This is a genomic window from Streptomyces sp. NBC_01669 (genome assembly GCF_026339735.1).
Taxonomy (GTDB): domain Bacteria; phylum Actinomycetota; class Actinomycetes; order Streptomycetales; family Streptomycetaceae; genus Streptomyces; species Streptomyces yanii.
On the sequence record NZ_JAPEQG010000002.1, the window covers coordinates 808,717 to 829,823 of the forward strand.

Below are 21,107 nucleotides of genomic sequence, written 5' to 3' on the forward strand. Positions count from 1 at the left end.
CTACTACGGGCCGGTCCGCCAGCGAGCCCCGCATCGGTACTCAGTCCCTCACGGTTTCCGCCGTTTCGGGACGCTCCCTGATTCAGCCCACACGGGAAGAACCACAGTGCTCGCCTTCCCACGTTCCACGCGAAAGCAGCAGACCAGGCTCGCGTCGCCTCCATGCCGGGCACCATCTGGCCAGTAGACGGGTGTCCGCCAGACTTGTCCTGGAGCCATATCTACACCCCCAGTTTCGATGCCGTCTGAATATGTTTTCGACACGTCGTCAGCGATTCGCTTGCGCTCGCCTTCCTGATCCCCACCTGACGCCTCACGGACGCCTTTTCCACATCGCTCACCACGACGGTCTTCAGCCAACGCGGCATGTGGTGGTTTGAAGCCTCCCCCCGCAGGGCGGCTCCGAAGGGCCTACCTTCATCTTTCACGCAGCACCACACTCTGAGAGGCACCTATCTCCGCATTTCCACGCCTCTTTCCTGTGTTCGTGGCACACGGACATCACGTATCTGCCGACGATCGAGGGCTGGTGGTATCTGGCCACGGTCATCGACCTGGCGACCCGCGAAGTCATCGGGTACGCGATGGCCGGTCACCACCGTGCCGAGCTGGTCACCGACGCGTTGCGGATGGCCGCCGGCCGTTGAACTGCTCGTGCTCATCCATGCGTTCAACGGTGGAGCGAGCGGGCCACTACGCACAACGGGTTTGATCGCCTCCTGTCCTTTGACAGTGAAGTTAGTCGTCTTGGTGCGCTGGCATGGTGCTCGCCCGGTGGGCGCGCCGCTTGGACGTCCCGTACGAACACACCGAGACCGAGGGGGCATATCCCTTGGGCCGTTGGCTGTCCGACCACTGGCCGGCACGCTGCCGCGCTGACTCCGGTTACCGCCCTTCGGCACGGGCCTTCAGGCGAGCAAGGATGCCATTTGTGCCGGCCATGTCGTCAACGGCGACGCTCTGCTGCACCTCTTCGCGGCGGGTGTGTTCGCAGGCCGGGCACAGCCCGCCCTCCGTGGGGCGGTACCCGGCCGGGCCCACGGTGCCCAGTTCGACATCGGTCTGGCAGGACGGACACTCCCAGGTGGCTTCCCACTGGGCCGGTTCCTCGCGCCGCCGCTGGTCCTCCATGGCACGGGCCGCTTCCTGCTCCTGGCGGCGCCGGTCCTCGCGGGCGCTGTATTCCTCTTCGGTCCCGGTGTTGGTGAGAGCCTCGGTGATCGGCTGCCAGTCGCTGTGGCCGAACCGCCACCAGACGGGTCCGTAGGGGCCATGGGTGCGGAGCTGGTCAAGGTGGGTGGCGATGACCGGGACAGTGCCGGTGAACTCCCACCAGCCGTCTTCCTCCGAGGCGTTGGGTGACCAGCCGTGCGGGTTCTGCCAGCGGGGCTGCCAGCACGTGCGGGACAGGTCGCGGATGGTCTTGATGCGGTTCATCCGCGCCTGCGCGCCAACGTCTTTCGTGAACACCAGGGCGACGGGCGGCAAGCCGCCCCGACTGAAGTCGTCCCACAGCGTCGACCACAACGGGACGTCATGGCCCCGGTCATTCTTCACCTGGCGGAGGAAGAACCGCCGGTACCGGTCGATCTTCGCGGCGACGACCGCGGCCGGTTCGGTGTGGTTGTCGACCTCCACGAACAAAACCGGCACCTGGTCCTCGGGCGCGGTTATCCGGACTCCAGAGCGGACGGCCCGCGCAGAAGCCGCAATCCGCTACATGACGGCTGGTCGTTTCCAGGATGTCCGCCCCGAATCCTGTCGAAGCGTCACGCCGTAATACCTCCTAAAACCGGCGCTCCGGGAAGCTGTCCTATTTCCGTCCCCGTCGTGGTCTGGCCGTGCCCGTGAGGCAGGCACAGGTGTAGTCAGCCCCAGTCGCCGTTGATCCACGCGAGCAGGCGGGCGCGCTTCTTGTAGGAGCAAGGAGCGTAGACAGCGCCGGACGTGACGTACGTTTCGGACCCGCCCCGCAGGTCGTACCCGTAGTCGCTGGGGCCGTATTCGCCGTCGCGGTAGCCGTCCATGTCGTCGGCCCAGTCGAGGAGACCGAAGTCGAGGTTGAGGTTCTCGAGGTACCGGGCGGGGTCGGCCGGTTCTACCGGTGCGGGACGACCGTCCGCCCCGGCGGTGAGCCGGTCTTCGAGGCAGCCGTCGGAGCGCACCGGCTGGCCCAGCCACCACCCGGCCAGGAACACGGCGTACAAAGTGGTGGCGGCGCCGAGGCGGCGCAGGGTTATCCAGGCAGGCATCCGGGGAGTGTCGCACGACACTAGGCCGGCGCCCGCGTCGGCGGACACCCCGGGCCACACCGCCTCTCTACCGCCAGTGGCCCTCGAACCACGCTCGCATGCGGGGGCGTTCGCTCGTGTCGTTGGTGCAGGCGACGGCGTAGGAGACGACCGTCTGGGACAGCCTGTCGTCGGCGCCCCCACGCGGGTTGTAGGGGGTTTTGTAGGCCGGGTCCGGCGTCGGGTCGAGCGGGAGGGGGGACTTCGAGTCGTACCGTGACGGGTACGCCGTCGGCGTCGGAGTGGGTGTGGGGGATGGTTCGGTTTCGTACTCCTCGGCGATCCGGTCGAGGGCGGCCTGGTCGACGTGGCATTCGGGGGTGACGGGCTGACCCAGGTACCAGCCCGCAACGAACACGCCGTAGATCGCGGCGGCGGCGCCGAGGCGGCGCGGGGTGACCCAGCGGGGGGTGTTCACCGGCGGCCCCGTTCCAGAACACAGACGGCGCCCCGTAGCGCCTGGACAGCCGCTTCGGCGTCCTTGGCCCGGCTGTCACGGATGAACCGGCAGGCGGTCGAGAGCGACTCCTCCCGCATGGCGGCCTCATTCCCCATGGTCGCGGAACAGCCGGTGCACACGCCGGGCAACGGGTCCCCGGTCATGGACTGGTTCCCGGTGCCGTGGCGGGGGCCGACCAAGTGCTCGACGACGATGTTGTCCGGGTCCGCGCTGCCGCTCTGGTCGGCGGCGAGGGTGAACCCGGCGCCGAACGCGGCGGCGGTGAAGACCGCCCCGATTCCGAGGGTGGCGCGGAGGCTAACCCGGCGCATGTCGGGCGGTGTTGTGCTCATGCCGAAGGACCCTACCCGCAGGTGTAGACCTATCTGCCGGTATGTGTGCCCCTCGACATGCGGCCGGCGCGGGTGTCGCGGGGAACAGGCCGCGCGAGGCTGAACGGCAGGCGTTCGCGCTGAGCACGATTACGGAGGCGATGGCAGGCGCGGGCCGAGTCGAGGAAGCCGTAGCTCTACTGGATCGGACCGTGGAGCTGACCCGCACCATCACCAACCCTGCGGATCAGGCGTTCGTACTCAGCACGGGCGTCGTAACTTCCGTACTGCCGGTGCGTTGGGCCCCTCATGCGACGGATCATCCGTCTGGCCGCCGGGGCGGCCGCTCTGCTCGTATCCACTCCCCCGCCGGTGCTCGCGGCGCAGCCCGCCGCTGCGGCCCGGATGGTGGAAACCCACCGCTGCACACCGCGGGGCGACTACTGCATCGTGCTGCGGTACGACACCTCCTCCCGACGAGTGCCGCTGATCATCGCCCACAAGGTCTCCGGACGGGTAGGACATACTTACTGGACCTACTGGGCCCGGTGGTCGTACAAGAGACCGGGACACGGCGCGAAGGCCAACAGGTGGAAGCGGTCCTCGTGGACGGGCGACAACGGGCGGGCGCCCGGCGTCGCGGTGGAAACCCTGTGGAGGCACCGCGGCCGGTCCGGCGGACCGAAGATGCCCAAAGAGACCATGATGTGCATTCAGTTCAAGGGATCGAATCACAAAGCCTGCTACCGCCTCGGCTGACTGGTCTGGACTCCGCGTTCCGCCTTGGCGTCAGCAGCAGCCGCGTCGTGCCGGATCGGCCGGAGTATTCAGCCGGGCGGCAGCAGAGCTGGGCTTGTACGTTCGGCGTTGAGTGCTCTGACAGGACTGCACTCGCCCCTGGCCCCGCGGCTCATCACCCAGACGCGGGATCAGGGGCCCGGCTGGGGCTCACCCTGGGCGTAGAGCATGGGTCGTCCCTCGCGCGGTGATCGAATGGTCGAGTCCGTCCATCGTGCGCAGGAACGCGGCGTTCAGATCGACGTTGTACCGGTGCGCGAGGATCAGCACGGACCACAGGCAGTCCGCGAGTTCGTGCTCCAGAGCGGGACGGCCGCCCGGCATGTCACGGGCGCCTTCCTGTGCCATGACGATCTTTGCCAGATCGCCGACGTCCCCGACGAAGCCGAGCATGAACTCCTCGCGCGTCCACACCCGGCCACGTTCCCTCAGGTTCAGCTCGTCGTAGAGATCATGAACCTGCAGGGCGCGGCGCTGAAGTTCGTTGAGGTCCATGTCTCAGCCTTTCCGTAGGCGCCCCACGTAACCTCTGGGCTGCGATCGTGCTGTCACGTAGCAGGCAGGGTCGATGGAGTGCGGGTCGGGAGCCATCCGTGATTGCGCAGGGTCGGGACGCGCACGTGGTCTCCCAGCCCCGCAGATGCCCCCCCCGTGGCCGGACCGGCAGCACCCGCTGAGGGGCGGGGCGTGTGGTGCCGCGGAGGACAAAGACCGGCAGAGCTCCGGTGCTGCTGAGATCCCGGACTCCTGTCCTGCGACGGTGAACTCTTCGTTCTGCAGCTCTACCTTTCGTCTGAGCTTGCGCAGTGCAGTTCGATCTTTCATCTGGCCTGGTGCCGTTGGGCCGAGAAATGTCAGTGGGGTTGGACATCGGTTGTCACTGGGCTGGTCACCGGGGATGTCAGTGGGGCAGTGGCGGCGCGGAAGGGGTACGGGTGCTTTGTCCGTCAGCGTGCGGCATCCCAGTTCATGCTGATCACGGCGTAGGTCTCCCCGTTTCCCGGCGGCCGCGTCCATGAGCGGGTGGTGAACGTGTGCAGCCGTCCGTTCGTGATCGCGTGGCGCGGCAGGTGGACACCGAACTCGCCGGTCACGGCCTCCAGCAGCGACCGTTCCGCCTCGGTGTCCTCCTCCCGGGAGCCGAAGAACCGGTCCGGGTCCAGTGCCGGTGGTATCTGTCCGGTTCGGTGTGTCTCTCCGTCCGCGTACGTGAAGGCGTACTGCTCGGTACCGTCCTGCGCTACGGAAAGGTGGAAGAACGGTTCCCCGCGCCAGGTCCTCAGACCGCTCCACACGACCACTGCGCGGGTGCCCGCGCTGGCGGCCGCGGCCGGGGAGACTAACCGCTGCGGGTCGAAATGCGCAGGGTCGCTGTCGAAGGCGAAGCTCCAACGGGTGCCGGCCTGTCCGACCGCCATGAGGGCTTTGTCGTCGTAGGACGAGAACTCCCTCTGTCCGCGGAGCAATCGGTGGCGCGCTTCGTGGGAAGTCATGGGATCGTCCAGCGCTGCTTCGTTCCCGTCCGCGAGGCGTCCGGGCAGGTCCTCCGGCTCTACACCTTCGACCAGGACGAACCGGTAGGACGTGAGGTTGTCGAGGGCGTCCGGGGCCGCGAGCCACGCCAGGTTGTCCGGGTCGAGGCCAGCCGGCTGGCTCGGTGCCTCACCCGCCTGTCCGCCCCTGGGGGTGGACAGCAGCTCGCGGCCCCGTTCCGGGGTCAGCAGGGGGCCGAGCAGGGGGTCTGCCACCCACCCCAGCGGCGCCAGGTGGTCGGGGCCCAGCGGCTGCCATACCGGCAGAGCGTCCATCAGCGTCCGCCATGCCCCGTCGGTGTCGCCCCACCGCGCCAGCTCCCGTGCCCGTTCGACCGCTTCCCCGAACGGTCCGGCCGCCGTGTACCGATACGTGCCGTTGCGCACCTGCTCCAGCGTCGCGTAGGCCAGCGACACCACGTCGTCACCGGCTCCCCGCAGGTGGAACATCAGCGTGGAGTCGTCCCTGTACGAGTGCGCCGCGTGCTCGGCGACCAGCGCTGGCAGCAGCTCGGGCGCATACCGCGGGTCGGTCACCACGTCCTCGAAGTACACCATGTAGGTCTGTCCGACCAGACGGCGTATCTGGTCACCCAGCCCGACGGCCCGCGGCCTGCCGTACTCCTTCGCCTCGTCCAGCGCGTGCCCAGCCCGTTCCCAGCCGCCGCGCAGCGCCTCCAGTCGGGCCTGCTCCACCAGGGCGTCCAGCTCTCGCGTCGTGTCGTTGGCGAACTCCGACTCCCCGTCGGCCCGGCGTGCCCGCAGGCTGTGGAACTCCCGGAACATGTCCCGCATGAACTCACGAAAGTTTGCGTACCGCGCGGGCGGTGCGGCCCGCCAGCTCGCCCACGTGTAGACGGCCCACTCGCCCTCCTCGTCCGCGTCCTCGGGATCCATGAGCACGCGGGTGGCGTCGGACTCCACTTCGAGCTGCAGCCCGCGCCGCCAGATGTCCGCATCCCGCCGCTCGTCGGGTCCGGCGTCCTCGTCCAAGTACTCCTCGAACATGTCCGCGAGCCCCGACTCGTTGTTGTGCCAGCGCGCGTCCGTGGCCCCAGCCAACAGCCAGACGAACCCGCCGGCGTGCTGCCACCCGTCGCTGACCTTGAGAAACTCCCGGTACGACGGGGGCATCCGTCGGCCGAGGCGCTCCTCCATGGCTGCGATCCGCTCCTCGGACGCGGGCGGGAACCCCAACCACCGAACCCGCCGGGCGGCTTCATCCTCCTCACTTCGCGTCTCATCATCGGGTAGGGAATCCGACCACTCCCCGCTCCATCTGAGCAGGAACGGCCGCCAGTCGAACGCTGTCGTATTCGTCATGCGTCCGCATGCTGCCATCCGCCGCTGACACTGCCCTGTAATGCCTGGCGGCATGGGGCGGCTACCGACACTGCTCATGGCCAACCCGATGACGTTCTCGCGTCCCACGACACCTGGACGGTCGAGCCGAAGGCCACAAGCGGTGCGGCCCCTGGTGAGGAAAACGAAAGGAAGGTCTGCACAACCTCGCCGTACGGCGTGAAGATTCACAGTTCGTCCCGCTGGTCACCCGCGCCCAGCGGCGCGGCCTTCAACTGCACGGGACAACCGACCAGACACCAGCAGACGAGCCGGCTGCGGGCCAACCAGGTGACGAACACCCCGCCCGCTCGCGGGTCACGGCCCGGGCACCCCACCCGGCACGGAGAGTGAGTCAGCGGCGCCCAGGCCGACCCTGAAGGGCGCCAGCGTCCTGAAGCTTCCGGGATGGCGCCGTGTCACCGCCCTCCCGGAAGCCACGGCACCCACGACCGGCAGGCGGGCGACCTTCGCCAGCCGCACCGCCGACCGGCTGTGGTGAGTCCCCGAGAAACCCAACACAGCTCGGGTCTACACCCCGTGTCGGCGTTCGCGTGAAAGTACCCAGCTGGGTACACGGAAACGTCACCAGCAGGCTGGACGCCGGAGCGTCCGGCCCATCCGATGGCCAGCCGCCCCCGGGACAGCGGCTGCTGTCCCGCGGCCTGAAGATGCGGGTAGCCTCAGCGCCTCGCCGGCGCAGATCCGTGGTGGAGCGCACGGTCAGCGTGGGATCAGCGAGCCCTCTTCCGTGACCATCAGGCGTGCCTGATGGCCGGCCGGCGAGCAGTTGCGGCCGTTGGGATAGGTGGGCTGCGGGGTGGTGCTGATCTGTCGGTTGAGCACGGTGGCGCCGCGCTGGTTCTTGAGTACCAGCGTGACGTGTATGGGCTTTCCTGGCAGGTCACTTATGATCGCGAAGCCAGGCCAGATGGAGGGCTCGGGGGTTTGGGGGGTCCTGGCTGCCGGGCTTTCTGCGGCGGTAGCGGATTCCGTGGTCATCACGGGGTTCCCTGGGGTTGCCGGTTCGTCCGGCGAGGTCTTACGCAGCTGCAGCGTGCGCTTGTGGCAGGCGTCGTCCCAGCACACGGTGAGGGCCGCGTCGGCCACCCTGTTCGCCAGTTCCGGGTGAACCTCGACCCGGATCCCGGCGGGCGCGTCTATCAGGGTGCAGAGATGGGTGTCTCCCGCGAAAACCCCGCACCCGGTCAGCAGCATCAGAGCCGCCAGGGGTACTGCTAATCCGACTTTGTGTCGCACGCTGGCTCCCCAGCAACCGTCTGCATTTTGATCAATGGCCACTCATGCTCGCACGGCAACTGCACCGTACCGCTCGGCTCGGACGGTCGCGTTCCATCCCCAGCCTGTTGCAGAGCCAGGGCCGCGTGAGCGTGGCCCTTTGGCGTGGCCGGAGCGAAGTGGAAGCCATAGCCCCGCGTGGCCGGGACGTGAGCCCGGCTCGGCCGCAGCCCGCGCGTCACCCGCCGAGGCTGGGTACGTAACCGTGTACCTGCCTGGGCACGTTCAAGTTCCACTCATCACGCCCATCCGGAGATGACCGGCGGGGAGGGCCTGGCGGTGGCATCGGCTTCGAGGGGACAACACCGCCAGGCACCAACCACCATCGCAGACCACACCCACTTTCTAGGATCGCGCTGAATCCTTGACTGCCTTTGTCGAGCTGCTGCGAAGTCACTTCTCGACGGGTTCCGCGGAGTCTGCTCTGCGTCGACCACGGCGTCGACGAGTAAGGGAGGCGGTCCCCACCGAGGACCGGCGGGCGTGCGGGTGTCCTGTCCCAGGAAAACGGGTGGGCACCATACTCAGGCAGAGTCGCGGAGTGCTCCTGGGGCAATGACATGCGCACCTCCACGTGCGGTCGGAGCCGCACGTCATCGGCCCCGCACGCTCGGCATGGGGGCTGGTTCGAATCAAGGGTCAGAGGCGTTGGGCCAGGCGTTCCAGCAGCGGAGCCGCAGCCGCCAGAGTGGCGACCTCGTCGTCGGTGAACGACTCGCCGAGCGCGACGGCCATGCGATCGGAGATCGCGTCGCGGCCGGAGTGGAGGACATCGCTGCCCGCGCCGCTCACCGTCAGCAGCGCCCGCCGCCGGTCGTTGGGATCCGAGGACCGTGTCACCAGCCCCTGCTTCTCCAGTGATGCGACGGTGGAGCCCATCGCCTGCGGGGTGATCTGCTGCAGGCGGGCGAGATCGGCGACGCTGCTCGGACCGCTGCGATCGATCTGCGCCAGCACGGACAGCTCCGGGGTCGTCAGCTGCCCGTCCGCCATGGCCTCGCGGGTGCGTCGCTTGAGCATCCCCAGCGCCACCCGGATCGCGGTGGCGGTGGACCGGTTCAGAGCATCGCGAGCGTTCATGATTAGAAGGTTAGACTTCGAAATTCCACATTGCAAGTCCAGCCTTCCTAATGCGGCGTACGGCGAGCCCGACGCATGACTCACTGACCAGCATGTCCCGGCAACACACGAGGAACCCGCCACTGTCACACCATTCACTGATCGCACCTTGAGCCAACCTGCGCAGCTGTCCGAACGCAAGCTCCGGGACAATCGTTTCCGCACCGCGCCCGCGCGGATGGTCCCCGCTGCCGAGGCGGCCCGGGCCAACGCCGCGGCCGAGCGGGCCGCGCAGGCCGCCGAACAGGCCGCGGCCCTCGTCGAGGCACTCGCCGCCCGCGCCACCCTGCCCGCCGCCGACCCCTGGAATGGGGATGTCTTGTCGTCCGTTAGGGTGCACCGCATGTCGACAGAATTCGAACAAGGTGAAGGGCCTGGCAAAATCGGGCATTTCACCTCTCGTCGCAGGGTGCTGAGGGCGCTGTGGGCCGCCCCAGCCCTCGTCGCGATGGGCAGCGGATGCTCGGCGGGTACCAACACCGCCTCGCCCGAGGCCACGGACTCGTCCGAGTCGCCGTACGAACTGCCCTCGGCGGTCGCGCGGGCCGAGGCGACGCGTACGAAGCCCCTGGACTTCGGGCTCGCCTACAGCGACACCCTGCCGTGGATGACCGACGCGGATCTCGCCCAGGCGCTCGACGACGCCGTCGACCTGGGTGTCACCTGGATCCGCGCCGACCTGGCCTGGACGAACATCCAGCCCGACGGTGAGGCGCAGTACCTGTGGGAGCGTTTCGACCGGGTGGCCCGCGCCGCGCAGCAGCGGGACCTGAAGGTGCTCGCCACCGTCGGCTACACCCCTCAATGGGCCCGCGACCTCGCGTGCGCGTACAAGAACCAGACCTGTCCGCCCGCGAGCAACGCCCGCTTCGCCCAGTTCGTCACCGAGGCGGTGACGCGCTACGCGGCGATGGGCGTGCACACCTGGCAGATCTGGAACGAGCCCAACATCAGCAGCTTCTGGCCGGGTGGCGCCGACCCCGAGCGCTACACGGAGATGGTGAAGGAGACCTCCAAGGCCATCCGCGCCGCCGACCCCGACTCCTTCGTCCTGCTGGGCGGACTCGCCAATGCCGCCACCAGCAACGGGAAACGCCAGTCCGCCGCCGATTTCCTGGACAACGTGCTGGAGCTCGGCGCCGGCGACCATGTGGACGGGATCAGCTTCCACGCGTTCTCTCATGGCGTGCTTCTCAGCACGAAGACCGGTGACAGCCCCTACGAGCAGGTCACCGGCGTCCGCCGGAGCCTGACCGCGGTCCTCGCCCGGCACGAGCGGACCGATCTGGAGATCTGGCTGACGGAGACGGGCGCCCCCACCCATGGCAGGGGCGCGATCGCCGACAGTGAGCAGTCCGGCGTCGAGACCAGCCACGTCACCCCCGCCTACCAGGCGCGGATCGCCACCGACATGGTCAAGGCGGCGGACGAACTCACTGCGGTCACCAAGGTGTTCTGGTACGCCCACCGCGACATCAAAACTCCCGAGGCGAACGCGGAAACCTGGGCCTACTACGGGCTCATCGACTACACCGGCGCGCGTAAGCCGGCGTTCAACGCCTATCGTGACGCCATCGCGGCACATCGGGCCGCGGACTGACGGCCGATGATCCGGGCGGGGGGAAACCACCCGGGCGGGCGTTCACACCATCGCCGCCGCCGGTACCACCCGGCGGCTTCGGCGCTACCACCACGTGGGGGGAAACGTGAGCTTCGTGCTCCGCCATCGGCGGGACAGCCGTGCCGAGACATAGCCGTCCCAGAAAAGTGCACACGGTCTACCGCAACTCGCTCTTCGTGCTGGCCACCACGGCCACCACAGCCGCGCTCGGCTTCCTGTTCTGGGTCGTCGTAGCGCGCTTCTACACCCCGGCCCAGGTCGGCATCGCCACCTCGCTCATCTCCGCGATCAGCCTGATCTCGTATCTGAGCCAGTTCGGCCTCAACAGCACCCTCATACGCTTCCCCGCCGCCTCGCACGCCCGCAACGCCCAGCTGACGCTGGCGCTGTGCGCGGTCGCCGCGGCCGGCGGGCTGCTGGCGCTCGGCTATCTGGCGGGCCTGCCCTGGTACGGCGAGAAACTGCTCTTCGTCCGCGAGAACCCGTTCGCCGTCACGACGTTCGCCGTGCTGTGCTCCTTCGCCGCGCTGAACCAACTGGCGAAGTCGGTGTTCACCGGGGCGCGCGCCCCCGAGCTCAACGTCCTGTCGGACGGGCTGACCCAGGGGGTGGCCAAACTCGCTCTGCCGGCCTTCCTCACCGGACTCGGCATGTACGGGATCGTCGGATCGACCGGGGCCGGATTCGCCGCGGCCGTGCTGTGCGCGCTGTTCCTCATGCGGCGCCGTCTCGGTTTCCGCTTCGACCTGCGCGTCGGCGGCACTCGGCTGCGCGAGCAGTTCACCTACTCCCTGGCCAGCTACCTCTCCGGGTTGCTGAACCTGCTGCCGCAGCTGATCCTGCCGCTGATCGTGCTGCACCACCTGGGTGCCGAGGCGACCGGTTACTTCTACGTGGCCTTCCAGATCGCGGCCCTGCTCAACGCGATCGCCTTCTCCGTCGGCGAGGCGCTGTTCGCCGAAGGGTCGCACGATCCGACCCAGCTGCCCATGCTGCTGCGCCGCACCGCCGTGATCATCGCCGCCGCCCAGACCCCGGCCGCCGCCGTGATCGCGGGAGGCAGCGGGCTCATCCTGTGGGTGTTCGGGCCGGGTTACTCGGACGCGGCCGGGCCACTGCTGGTCGCCTTCGCCGTCGGCTCGCTGGCGGTCGCGCTCTCCGCCTGGGCGAACTTCGCCCTGAAGATCACCCGTCAGCTCCGCCAGCTCATCGTCAACAACGCAGTGTTCGCCCTGGTGACTGTCTCGCTGGCGCTGCTGTGGGCGCCCCGTGGCCTGGTCTGGATCGGCTGGGCCTGGGGCCTGGGCAACCTCGCCTCCGGTCTGGTCGCTCTGACTGCTCTGCGGCGCGGCCGGAAGACGCCGGGCAGCACTCCACCGCCCGCGCCCGTGCTCGTGCCCGAGCATCCGCAGACTCCCGCTGACCGGCCGTACGGCCCCGGCACCCGGACACCGTCATGAAACTGCTGCACGTCATCAACATCGGCCACGAGGCGGGCGGCGCGGAACGCAGCGTGCGCCTCATCCAACAGGGCATGACCGCCCGCGGCCACCAGATGCGCACCGTCGCCACCACACTCGACTCCGAGGGGCATGAACTCTTCGCGGACGACCTCGTCCCCGCCATCCAGGGCAGCGCACCCCAGCGCTTCCTCGGCTACTTCTGGCACCGGGACGCCCACCGCCGTCTGACCCGGATCATGGACGAGTTCCAGCCGGACGTCGTCCATCTGCACACCATCGGCGAGTTCAGTCCCGCGGCCCTCGCGGCGACGGACCGCTGCCCGCAGATCCTCACCCTGCACGGACCCGAGGACTGGACGCTGGAACTGCTGCGCTGGAACCTGCACTCCGCCACCCGCGGTGAGCGTCTCTCCCTGCCGGACCAGGCCCGCTACCTCTACCTGCGGTTCCTCCAGCGCCCGGCCTACCTCCCGCGGCTGCGCAGGCTCGACCGGGTCCTCGCGCCCAGCGCCTACTTCGCCGAGGTCGTCCGGCGGGACGTGGGCCGGGTCCCCGTCCACGTCCTGCCCAACGGAGTGCCCCGTACGGCACCGCCCCAGCCGGTGAAGGAGACCGGCAGTCTGCTGTACGTGGGGCGGCTGGAACGGGTGAAGGGCGTGCACATTCTCCTGGACGCCTTCCGGCTTCTGCTCGACGAGCACCCTGGGGCCACCCTCGACATCGTGGGCGACGGCGCCGACCGGACCGCGCTGGAGACCTCCGCGGCCGACCTCACGGCCGCCGGACGGGTGCGCTTCCGGGGTTGGGTCTCGCCCGACGCCGTGAGCGAGGCGCTCGCCGCCTCCTCGGTGGTGGTCGTCCCGTCGGTGTGGCCCGAGAACTTCCCCACCGTCGCCCTGGAGGCACTGCAGATCGGCCGGGCGCTGGTGGCGTCCCGGGTGGGCGGGCTGCCGGAGCTCGTCGGCGAGGACAACGGGATGCTCGTCCCCGCGGGCGACGTCCCGGCACTGGCCGAGGCCCTGCGCCCGCTCGTGGGCGACCTGGAACGGCTGCGCCGCCTCGGTGACGGCTCCGCCGCCCGCGCCGCCCGCTACGACGTCGAGCGCTTCCTCGACGCGTTGGAGAACCATTACAGAAAGGCCATCAGCCGGTGAACGTCGTCATCGTCAACGCTTTCGAGCGCGGCAACCGCGGCGACGCGGCGCTGCTCAGCGTCGCCATCGACCAGGTGCGGGCCGCCTACCCCGGCGCCCGGGTCCGGATCGCCGGCTTCGAGGAGCCCGAGGAGCACGCGGAGTTCGACGGCGCCGAGAACCTGGGCTCCATCCGGCGCTACGTCGGCAAGGAGGACACCGCCCGTATCGCCCGCATCACCGGCAAGCTGCTCGCCACCCTGCTCGGTCTGCTCGCTGTGTTGCCGGGCAGCGCCCCGCTCATCAAGGCGCTCGCCCGTCTGATGCCGACGGAGATCAACCGCGAGGTCCGTGCCCTCGCCGAGGCCGACCTGGTGCTGTCGCTGGGCGGCGGTTACCTCCGCGGCACCAAGGACTTCCCCTCCGACCTGAGCGTGGCGTTCCTGCTGCTGCCGCTGTGGCTGGCGGCGCGGTTCGGCACCCCGGTCGTCCTGGGCCCGCAGTCCTACGGCCCGTTCCCCACCCGCCTCCAGCGTATGTTGATGCGCCGGGTCCTGCGCCACGCCCGGCTGATCTCCGTGCGCGAGGACATCAGTGTGCGCAGGCTGTCGGAGATCGGGGTGCCCGGGCGGAACACGGAGCGCGGAATCGACAGCGCCTTCGCCTTCCGGGGACAGTCCCACAGGCCCTGGCGCGAGGAACTCGGCATCCCCGCCAGTTCCCGGCTGGTCCTGGTCACCGCCCGACAGCACCTCCCCGAGGCCCAGCAGACGGCGTACGAGTCCGCGATGGCCGCGACCATCAGCCATCTGCTGGTCGGCGCCGACTGCGATGTGGTGCTCGTCCCCCAGGTGACCTGTGCCTTCCAGGCGGACGACGACCGCATCGTCAACCGCCGCATCGCGGCCCAGGTGGACAGTGCGCGGCTGCACCTCGTCGACGACGCTTCCCTTTCCCACCATGACGTCTTCGCCCTGTACGGACAGGCCGACCTGATCCTCGGCACCCGCTTCCACTCGGTGATCTTCGGGCTGCTCTCCGAGGTGCCGTGCGCGGCCATCGAGTACGACCACAAGACCCGCGGCATCATGGAGGACCTCGGCCTGGGCGAGTGGGTGCTCAGGATGGACGAGGTGCGCGCCGACAACCTGATCCCGATGGTGGACCTCCTCATCGAGGAGTCGGCCGGCTACCGCGCCCACCTGTGCTCCGTCCTGCCGCAGTACCGGGCCCGCGCCGAGGAGTTCACCGAGCGCCTGCGCTCCGTCGTGCCCGCGCCTCAAGGGGCCCGGACACCGGGTGAGCGCACCGTGGCCGTGGTCTCCTCGTACTACCCGCCGAAGATCGGCGGGGTGGAGAACTACGCGGCACGGATCGCCGAGGCCGTCGCCGCCGCGCCGGGGATGCGGGCGGTCGTGCTGACGACCAACACCGAGGGCCGACGCACCCGGGTGAGCGTCGAGAACGGCGTGACGGTGGTGCGGCTGGGCACGTGGCTGAAGCTGTCGAACAGCCCGATCAGCCCGCTCTGGCCGCTCCAGGTCCGCCGCCGGCTGCGCAGGGAGCGCGTCGACGTGGTCAACGCGCACGCCCCGGTGCCCGGCCTCGCGGACATCTCGGTGTTCGCGGCGAAGCGCCGGCCCACCGTGCTGACGTACCACGCGGGCACCATGCACAAGCAGGACGCCGAAGGAGGCCTGGCGAACCGGATCATCGCCGTCTACGAGCGTTCCGTCCTGCCCCGGCTGATGGCCCGGGCCACCGTTCCCGTCGCCGTGGCCCCCGGGTCGATGGCGTACGGCCGTCCCCGCGCGCAGGAGATTCCGCCCGGCGTCGACACCGAGCGCTGGATCCCTGGCCCGCCGCCCTCCGAGCGGCCGCCGGTCGTCGTCTATGTGGGCCGGATGGACAGCACGTCCCGCTGGAAGGGTGTCGACCAGCTGATCCGCGCCTTCGCGCTGCTGACCGACCTGCCCGAGGCGCAGCTGAAGCTGATCGGCGGCGGCGACGATGTGGAGAACCTGCTGAAGCTCGCCGCCGAACTGGGCGTCGCCGACCGCGTGATCGCGGCGGGTGAGCTGCGCGGCGAGGAACTCGTGGATGCCGTGCGCCACGCCCGGGCCGGGGTGCTGTCCTCGGTGAGCGACGCCGAGTGCTTCGGAACCGCTCTTGCCGAGGCACAGGCGTGCGGTACCCCGGCGGTCGGGACGGCCGTCGGCGGGCTGCCCTTCACGGTGGCCGACGGCGAGACCGGTCTCGTCGTACCGCCGCGCGACCCCGAGGCGCTCGCGGCGGCGCTGCGCACCCTGCTCACCGACGGCGAACTGGCCGACCGCATGGGGCGGGCCGGACGCCGTCGGGTGGTCGAGAAGTACGACTGGCAGCTGCTGACAGAGCGGTACAACGAGCTGTTCCGCTCGCTGTGACAACTTGGGGGGCGGGACCTGAGTCCCGCCCCCCAAGTTGCCGTAGAACCCCTTAGCTGCAGGCCTCTTCGTAGGCCGCGACGAGCGCCTCCGCGTGGGCGTCCCAGGAGAAGGCGGTCCGCGCGTACCGCACCGAGTACTTGGCCATCTCGGTGCGCAGCGAGGCGTCCGCGGCCAGCCGCGACAGCTCCGCGGCGACCGCCTGGGGATTCCGCTCGGCGAACACGAACCGGTCCGTGTCGAGTCCGTACGGGGCATAGCCGGGGTCGGGCGTGGTCACCACCGGCAGACCCGCCGCCATCGCCTCCTGCACCGACAGGGGGAAACCCTCTGCCACCGAGGGCAGCACGAACATGTCACAGGCCCGGTAGAGGCGGGCCAGCCGGTCGGGCGGCAGCGCACCGACGTAGTGCACGCCCTGTCCGCCGTCCAGTGCCGAGGCATCGCCACCGCCGGCGAGGACGAGGTCGAAGCCGGTGCCACGCTCCCGCGCCGCGAGTGCGATGTCGTACCCCTTCTTCGGGACGAGCCGTCCCGCGAACAGGGCCAGCGGCCGGTCGAGCGGGAGCCCGAACTCGGCCCGGATCTCGCGTTGTTCGATGACGTCCTGGCACGGCCGGTACAGCGTGGTGTCCACCCCGTTGGGCAGATGCCGCATCCGCTCCGCGGCCCCGCCGTGGCCGCGGACGAAGTTGGCGACGCGGGCGTTGAGGGTGAACACGGTGCGCGCGCCCCGCCAGATCCGTGCCCCCGCCAGCCGGTACACGGCCCGCTGCACCGTTGTGACCAGCGTCGAGGGATGGTCGACCAGTTCCACGTGCTGGGTGACGAGCCAAGGGCGGCGCGCGCGCCGGGCCGCGCCGGCCGCCGCCCAGGAGGTCAGATAGAAGGTGTCGTGGATGTGCACGACGTCCGCCCACCGTGCCCAGCGCCGCACCTGCCGCGGCAGCCCGGGCCCGAACAACGGGAAGGGCACCCCGAAACGGGACTCCAGCCCGTTCCAGGCCCGCACACGCACGACCCGGACCCCGTCGTCCTCGACCGTCTCGGCCGTCCGCTCGCCCGAGGTCACCACCGTGACCTCCAGTCCGAGAGCGGCCAGGCGGCGCGCCTCGGCCTGGACGACCCGCTCGATCCCGCCCATGTGCGGCGGGTAGAAGTGGCAGACGAGCAACACCCGCCGCACGGAACCGGTCACCTCAGCACCACCGAACCACCGTTGTTGTACACCAGGTCCTTCTTCTTCTCCACGAGCTCCCGCGGGAACTCGTACGTGATCCGGTCACCCCGATAGAAGATCGACACCCGTCCGGTCTTGGCGGGCGTTGTGCCCAGCAGCAGGTACGCGTCCTTGTCCAGCCACACCGGGGTGCTCACGCCGGCAGCGTCGGATGCCATGTACGGCTTCAGCCGGGTGTACGAGAAGCTGTCCATCTGGATGGGCGTCGCGTCCTCGCGCGCCCGCTTCCAGGCGTCGAGCCACAGCGCGGCCTTTACCTCCTGCGACTGGGTGTAGTAGATGTCGTAGTAGTCACCGCTGTTGGACAGCTGGATCTGCGCCGGGTAGCCGCCGAGCACCTTCGGCATGACTCCCACGAGATTCAGCAGCAGGCAGAACGTCAGCACCGCGCCGAGCACTTCCTTGCGGTGCCCCGCCCAGCGCAGCACCCACAGGGTTCCGGCGGCCAGGAACGGGGCGAAGAAGAACAGCCCCTGCTGGAACGCCCGCAGCACGCCGTAGTCCACGGACAGCTGCGGTACGACGGTGAACAGCGCGACAGTGCTCAGGGCGGCCAGGGCCATGGTCGTCTGGTCCCGGACGGCACGGAATGCCGAGCGGCGGGCCCTGAGCACCACCCATACGCCGAGCACGGTCATCAGCTGGAAGAAGTAGGCGACCGCGGCACGCACGGCGCCGTTGAGCGACTGGACCGGTACTCCGATCAGGTCCAGGATCCGGCCGAGCGGCGTGAGCGGCATGTCCGCGGTGGACACGGCCGTCCAGTCGATGGTGTCGAGCTCCTTCTGCGTCAGCAGCAGATGCGCGCGTTCCTTCGCGGAGTCGGCCTCCGACTCCTTCACGTACTGCTCCAGGCGCTGCTGCGGCGACAGTTGGTCCCCGCCGAGCAGGCTGTAGCCGGTGTCGGAGGAACCGGCCTGGTCCTTGGGCGACACCAGGTCCGAGATCGTCTGGGCCACCGTCACGTGCAACTGGCCGCCGGTGTGGGTGACCGGACCAGCCCAGACCACCGCCGCCACTGCCGGAATGAGCACCATCCACCACTGGATGAAGGTCAGCATCCGGTCCTCGCGCCGTTTGCGGCGCAACCGCTCCCGGCTCCGGCGGGACACCAGCCGCCACACCTTGTCGTAACCGAGCGCGAGCGTCAGCGTCGCGATCACCACGTACGCGGTCGAGTAGTGCGAGAGGACCACGCCGACCAGCAGCACCACGAACAGCACCCGCCGGGCCGTCCGCGGGCCCCGGCTGTCGGTGAGCACCACGATCGCGCTGCCCAGCAGGACGAAGGCGATGGCCTGCCGGCCGAGGAACACCATGTCCGTCAGGAAGGTTGGGAAGGCGACGAAGAAGACTGCCGCGAGCAGCGCCACGGAACGCGGGGCCACGTTCCGCACGGAGCGGAACAGCATGACCGGGGTGAGAGCGAACAGCGCCGGGATGATCGCCTTGAAGATGTAGATGTCGTTGATGCCGGTCAGCTGACGGATGCTCACCGGAAGCAGGGTGATGCTCAGACAGGCGTTGTAGGCGTGCCGGTAGGTGGACACGTCCCAGTACTCGCCGCCCAGCGCCATCCGGTAGAAGAGGTACTCGGTCTGGACGTCGTGCCCGGTGATGAACCAGCCGCGCAGCGAGGCCAGGAGCAGCAGAGCGAGCGCCGCCGCGTACAGTCCCGTCTCCAGAGCGGTCAGGTGGTACTTGCGTCGCCTGACGGACAGCAGCAACAGCAGCAGGCCGCCCAGCACACTCGCGACGATGCTCACCGCCCCGCCGTATCCGTTGTTCAGGCGGATCGTTCCGGCTACCGCGCACAGCACGGTGACGGCCCCCGCGGCGGTCGCCATGCCAAGCCCGGGGGTGGCGCGGGCGAGAGCCCACAGCCGCACCGGCCCGGTGTCGGCGGACGGCGCGTATCGCCGGCGGAACCACCACAGGACGCCGATGCCTAGCGCGGTGGCCGAGGTCAGGCACCCGCGGGTCAGCGGCCGGTCCACGCCCACCCAGGGCAGCACCGTGTTGACCACGAGTGCCAGCAGCATGTCCCCGATGATGACCAGGCCGACCGAGACCAGCGTGCGGCCGCTGCCCGTCGGCACGATCCGCCCGGCGAGCGGACGCCACAGCTGCAGCGGGGCGCCGAAGAGCAGATACAGCCCGGCCGCGAGACGTACTAGAGGTGGCGTGACGGGCACGAGCACCGCGAGGGTGCACAACGCCGAGGCGATCAGCACCGCGCTGTCGGGCACCGCGAACCGCTTCTTCCGCCGGCGGCGGGCGGTCCGCGTGCCGGTCCGCGTGTTGGTCCGCGTGTTGGTCCCCGTGCCGGTTCCCGCGTCGGTCTCCGTCCGTTGCCCTCGGCCGTGCGCCACGGTGGTCAACGCAAGAGTTTCGTCCGTCTCGAGTGTCATGACAACGCCTCGGTGTAGACCTGCTCGACGCGCTCGGCCACCCGGGACCACGACAGTCCCGCCGCGGCGTGAGCGCTGCGCTCGGCCAGACTCCGCCACAGCTCCGCGTCAGCGGCCAGTTGGTCGATCCGCTGCGCCAGCGCGGCCGGGTCGGGCGCCGCGAGCAGTCCGGTGCCGTCGACCAGTTCACGGTTGCCGGGCACATCGGTGGCGATGACGGGAAGACCCGAGGCCATCGCCTCCAGCAGCACGAGCGGCATCCCCTCCTTGTCGGACGGCAGGACGAACGCGTCGCTGTCCGCGTACGCCTTCACCAGGTCGTCCGCGTACAGCGCCCCCGCGAACTCGACATTCCGCAGCCCGAGCCGGGCCGCCTGCGCTGTGAGCTGCTCGCGCAGTTCGCCGTCGCCGACGATCCGCAGCCGTACGTCCTCCTGGACCTGGGCTATCGTGTCCAGCAGCCGGGCCACGTTCTTCTGGATCTGCAGGCGCCCGACGAAGAGCAGGCGCAGGGGCCGGGCCGGCGCGGTCCGGGGCGGCAGGTAGTACGCGTCCGACACGCCGTTCGGCACGATGTGCAGCCGCTGCCGGGACACCCCGTACCGCTCGACCAGGAAGTCCGCCATCTCCTCGGTGAGCGCGACCACCGCGGCGGCCCGGCGCAGCACTCGGCCCAGGAAGTGCTGCTTGTACCAGGGCAGCAGCCGCCCCAGCGGGCCGCTGGCGTCCACGTCGAGATGGAAGTGGGCGACATACGGAACCTGCCGCAGCGCGGCGACCGCGGAGACGAGTTCGGGGACGAGGGCGTGTGCGATGTGCAGATGTACGACGTCCCCGGGCCGTGCCTTGGCGAGTTGAACGGGCAGCAGCGCGGAGATGGCGGTGTTGGCCACCTCGACCGCCGGAAGCCGGTGCACGTGTACGCCGTCCTCGACGCTGTGCCGCGGCAGGCCTGACGTCCGCAGCCCCGTGGTCACCACATGTACTTCGTGCCGGTGTGCCAGCTCCTGGGACAGATGCGCCACCACACGCTCGAGCCCGCCGAGGGCCGGCGGGTAGTAGGGGGTGACCTGAATGACTCTGCGCCCCATGAGGCCCGCCTCTTTCTCCGCGCTCATCCGGCGGTCTCCAGATGTCCGACTACGTACTCGGACCGGCCCGCCACCGAGACGCGCAGCGCGTCGGCGTCCTCGCCCTTCGGCAGGGCCACGTCCACGTTCACGACTTTCGCCTGCCCGTCGACGGCACGCACGGTGGCCCACCCGGTGCCCAGGAGCTCACCGTCCCGGTCCGCTTCGGCCTTCAGCACGAAGGTGTCCGACGCGGGCCGGGGCGCGCCCTCGGCCCGCTCCTTCGCCGACGGCCCCGCGGACCGTACGCCGCCGTGCGGAGTGAAGGCGACCTTGGCCTCGACCTGGTCGCCCACATAGGACGGCAACTCGATGAAGTACAGCTCCAGATAAGGGCGGTCCTGGCGGGTGAAGGACTTCGCCAGTTCCTCGCGGACCGCCGGGGTGGACCAGGCGGCGACCACCGCGGCGATCACCGCGATGGCCACCAGGGCACGCCGGATCACCGGGCCGCGCCCGCCGGCCGTCCCGTCGGCCCTTCCGCGCTGCCCGTCGCGCGCTGTCTCAGTCCGCATCGTGCCCTTTCAGAAGC

General features: G+C 69.6%; 17 protein-coding genes and 1 pseudogene. 6 read left to right on the plus strand and 12 right to left on the minus strand.

Features of this window, described 5'->3' with window-relative positions; all coding sequences use genetic code 11:
* Nucleotides 1–497: 497 nt before the first annotated feature.
* Nucleotides 498–635, plus strand: a pseudogene (locus OG972_RS44670) (DDE-type integrase/transposase/recombinase); the annotation flags it as partial.
* A gap of 250 nt (nucleotides 636–885) precedes the next feature.
* Here the strand turns inward: OG972_RS44670 and OG972_RS44675 are convergent.
* The 4 genes from OG972_RS44675 to OG972_RS44690 form a co-directional block, all read right to left on the minus strand.
* Nucleotides 886–1,653, minus strand: coding sequence for a hypothetical protein (locus OG972_RS44675; protein WP_266992294.1), 768 nt, complete (start codon nucleotides 1,651–1,653; stop codon nucleotides 886–888).
* A gap of 215 nt (nucleotides 1,654–1,868) precedes the next feature.
* Nucleotides 1,869–2,252: a hypothetical protein gene (locus OG972_RS44680; RefSeq protein ID WP_266977659.1), complete on the minus strand. Its 384-nt coding sequence runs from the start codon at nucleotides 2,250–2,252 to the stop codon at nucleotides 1,869–1,871.
* 67 nt (nucleotides 2,253–2,319) lie between these two features.
* Complete coding sequence (locus OG972_RS44685) at nucleotides 2,320–2,709, minus strand: hypothetical protein (protein WP_266977660.1); 390 nt, start codon at nucleotides 2,707–2,709, stop codon at nucleotides 2,320–2,322.
* On the minus strand, nucleotides 2,706–3,083 hold the full coding sequence (locus OG972_RS44690; protein WP_266992296.1) for a hypothetical protein: 378 nt from the start codon (nucleotides 3,081–3,083) through the stop codon (nucleotides 2,706–2,708). The genes OG972_RS44685 and OG972_RS44690 overlap by 4 nt, the downstream gene beginning before the upstream one ends.
* 288 nt (nucleotides 3,084–3,371) lie before the next feature.
* On the opposite strand from OG972_RS44690, the gene OG972_RS44695 reads away from it, so the two are divergent.
* Nucleotides 3,372–3,821 carry a hypothetical protein gene (locus OG972_RS44695; RefSeq protein WP_266992298.1) on the plus strand — a complete coding sequence of 150 codons (450 nt, stop codon included), beginning with the start codon at nucleotides 3,372–3,374 and terminating at the stop codon, nucleotides 3,819–3,821.
* Nucleotides 3,822–4,010: 189 nt separating this feature from the next.
* On the opposite strand, the gene OG972_RS44700 is transcribed toward OG972_RS44695, so the two are convergent.
* From OG972_RS44700 to OG972_RS44715, 4 genes are all read right to left on the minus strand, one after another.
* Nucleotides 4,011–4,355: a MazG nucleotide pyrophosphohydrolase domain-containing protein gene (locus OG972_RS44700; RefSeq protein ID WP_266992300.1), complete on the minus strand. Its 345-nt coding sequence runs from the start codon at nucleotides 4,353–4,355 to the stop codon at nucleotides 4,011–4,013.
* A gap of 452 nt (nucleotides 4,356–4,807) precedes the next feature.
* Nucleotides 4,808–6,715, minus strand: coding sequence for an SMI1/KNR4 family protein (locus tag OG972_RS44705; RefSeq protein WP_266992302.1), 1,908 nt, complete (start codon nucleotides 6,713–6,715; stop codon nucleotides 4,808–4,810).
* A 741-nt stretch (nucleotides 6,716–7,456) separates the two neighbouring features.
* Nucleotides 7,457–7,951, minus strand: a complete 495-nt coding sequence (locus OG972_RS44710; RefSeq protein WP_266992304.1) for a hypothetical protein — start codon at nucleotides 7,949–7,951, stop codon at nucleotides 7,457–7,459.
* Between the two features lie 720 nt (nucleotides 7,952–8,671).
* A complete protein-coding gene (locus OG972_RS44715; protein ID WP_266992306.1) occupies nucleotides 8,672–9,112 on the minus strand; it encodes a MarR family winged helix-turn-helix transcriptional regulator in 441 nt (146 codons plus the stop codon).
* A gap of 148 nt (nucleotides 9,113–9,260) precedes the next feature.
* Between OG972_RS44715 and OG972_RS44720 the strand changes: the two genes are divergently transcribed.
* The 4 genes from OG972_RS44720 (at nucleotide 9,261) to OG972_RS44735 (ending at nucleotide 15,794) form a co-directional block, all read left to right on the plus strand.
* Nucleotides 9,261–10,751, plus strand: coding sequence for a cellulase family glycosylhydrolase (locus OG972_RS44720; RefSeq protein ID WP_266992308.1), 1,491 nt, complete (start codon nucleotides 9,261–9,263; stop codon nucleotides 10,749–10,751).
* A 167-nt stretch (nucleotides 10,752–10,918) separates the two neighbouring features.
* A complete protein-coding gene (locus OG972_RS44725; protein WP_266992310.1) occupies nucleotides 10,919–12,232 on the plus strand; it encodes a lipopolysaccharide biosynthesis protein in 1,314 nt (437 codons plus the stop codon).
* Nucleotides 12,229–13,389: a glycosyltransferase family 4 protein gene (locus OG972_RS44730; RefSeq protein ID WP_266992312.1), complete on the plus strand. Its 1,161-nt coding sequence runs from the start codon at nucleotides 12,229–12,231 to the stop codon at nucleotides 13,387–13,389. The genes OG972_RS44725 and OG972_RS44730 overlap by 4 nt, the downstream gene beginning before the upstream one ends.
* Nucleotides 13,386–15,794: a glycosyltransferase gene (locus OG972_RS44735; RefSeq protein WP_266992314.1), complete on the plus strand. Its 2,409-nt coding sequence runs from the start codon at nucleotides 13,386–13,388 to the stop codon at nucleotides 15,792–15,794. The genes OG972_RS44730 and OG972_RS44735 overlap by 4 nt, the downstream gene beginning before the upstream one ends.
* 52 nt (nucleotides 15,795–15,846) lie before the next feature.
* Here the strand turns inward: OG972_RS44735 and OG972_RS44740 are convergent, their stop codons facing one another.
* The 4 genes from OG972_RS44740 to OG972_RS44755 are packed head-to-tail and all read right to left on the minus strand — an operon-like array spanning nucleotide 15,847 to nucleotide 21,090.
* On the minus strand, nucleotides 15,847–16,992 hold the full coding sequence (locus tag OG972_RS44740) for a glycosyltransferase family 4 protein (protein WP_266992315.1): 1,146 nt from the start codon (nucleotides 16,990–16,992) through the stop codon (nucleotides 15,847–15,849).
* Complete coding sequence (locus OG972_RS44745) at nucleotides 16,989–19,445, minus strand: DUF2206 domain-containing protein (RefSeq protein ID WP_266992317.1); 2,457 nt, start codon at nucleotides 19,443–19,445, stop codon at nucleotides 16,989–16,991. The genes OG972_RS44740 and OG972_RS44745 overlap by 4 nt, the downstream gene beginning before the upstream one ends.
* A complete protein-coding gene (locus OG972_RS44750; RefSeq protein ID WP_266992319.1) occupies nucleotides 19,442–20,563 on the minus strand; it encodes a glycosyltransferase family 4 protein in 1,122 nt (373 codons plus the stop codon). Before OG972_RS44750 ends, OG972_RS44745 begins: the two co-directional genes overlap by 4 nt.
* The gene (locus OG972_RS44755; protein WP_266992321.1) at nucleotides 20,560–21,090 is read right to left on the minus strand and encodes a hypothetical protein; all 531 of its coding nucleotides are present in this window, start codon (nucleotides 21,088–21,090) and stop codon (nucleotides 20,560–20,562) included. The genes OG972_RS44750 and OG972_RS44755 overlap by 4 nt, the downstream gene beginning before the upstream one ends.
* Between the last annotated feature and the right edge of the window lie 17 nt (nucleotides 21,091–21,107).

Coding starts and splice junctions, on each gene's coding strand:
- OG972_RS44730 (WP_266992312.1), top strand. CDS start 12,229: ATGAAACTGCTGCACGTCATCAACATCGGCCACGAGGCGGGCGGCGCG.
- OG972_RS44745 (WP_266992317.1), bottom strand. CDS start 19,445: ATGACACTCGAGACGGACGAAACTCTTGCGTTGACCACCGTGGCGCAC.
- OG972_RS44695 (WP_266992298.1), top strand. CDS start 3,372: ATGCGACGGATCATCCGTCTGGCCGCCGGGGCGGCCGCTCTGCTCGTA.
- OG972_RS44705 (WP_266992302.1), bottom strand. CDS start 6,715: ATGACGAATACGACAGCGTTCGACTGGCGGCCGTTCCTGCTCAGATGG.
- OG972_RS44715 (WP_266992306.1), bottom strand. CDS start 9,112: ATGAACGCTCGCGATGCTCTGAACCGGTCCACCGCCACCGCGATCCGG.
- OG972_RS44710 (WP_266992304.1), bottom strand. CDS start 7,951: ATGCTGCTGACCGGGTGCGGGGTTTTCGCGGGAGACACCCATCTCTGC.
- OG972_RS44690 (WP_266992296.1), bottom strand. CDS start 3,083: ATGAGCACAACACCGCCCGACATGCGCCGGGTTAGCCTCCGCGCCACC.
- OG972_RS44750 (WP_266992319.1), bottom strand. CDS start 20,563: ATGAGCGCGGAGAAAGAGGCGGGCCTCATGGGGCGCAGAGTCATTCAG.
- OG972_RS44755 (WP_266992321.1), bottom strand. CDS start 21,090: ATGCGGACTGAGACAGCGCGCGACGGGCAGCGCGGAAGGGCCGACGGG.
- OG972_RS44700 (WP_266992300.1), bottom strand. CDS start 4,355: ATGGACCTCAACGAACTTCAGCGCCGCGCCCTGCAGGTTCATGATCTC.
- OG972_RS44680 (WP_266977659.1), bottom strand. CDS start 2,252: ATGCCTGCCTGGATAACCCTGCGCCGCCTCGGCGCCGCCACCACTTTG.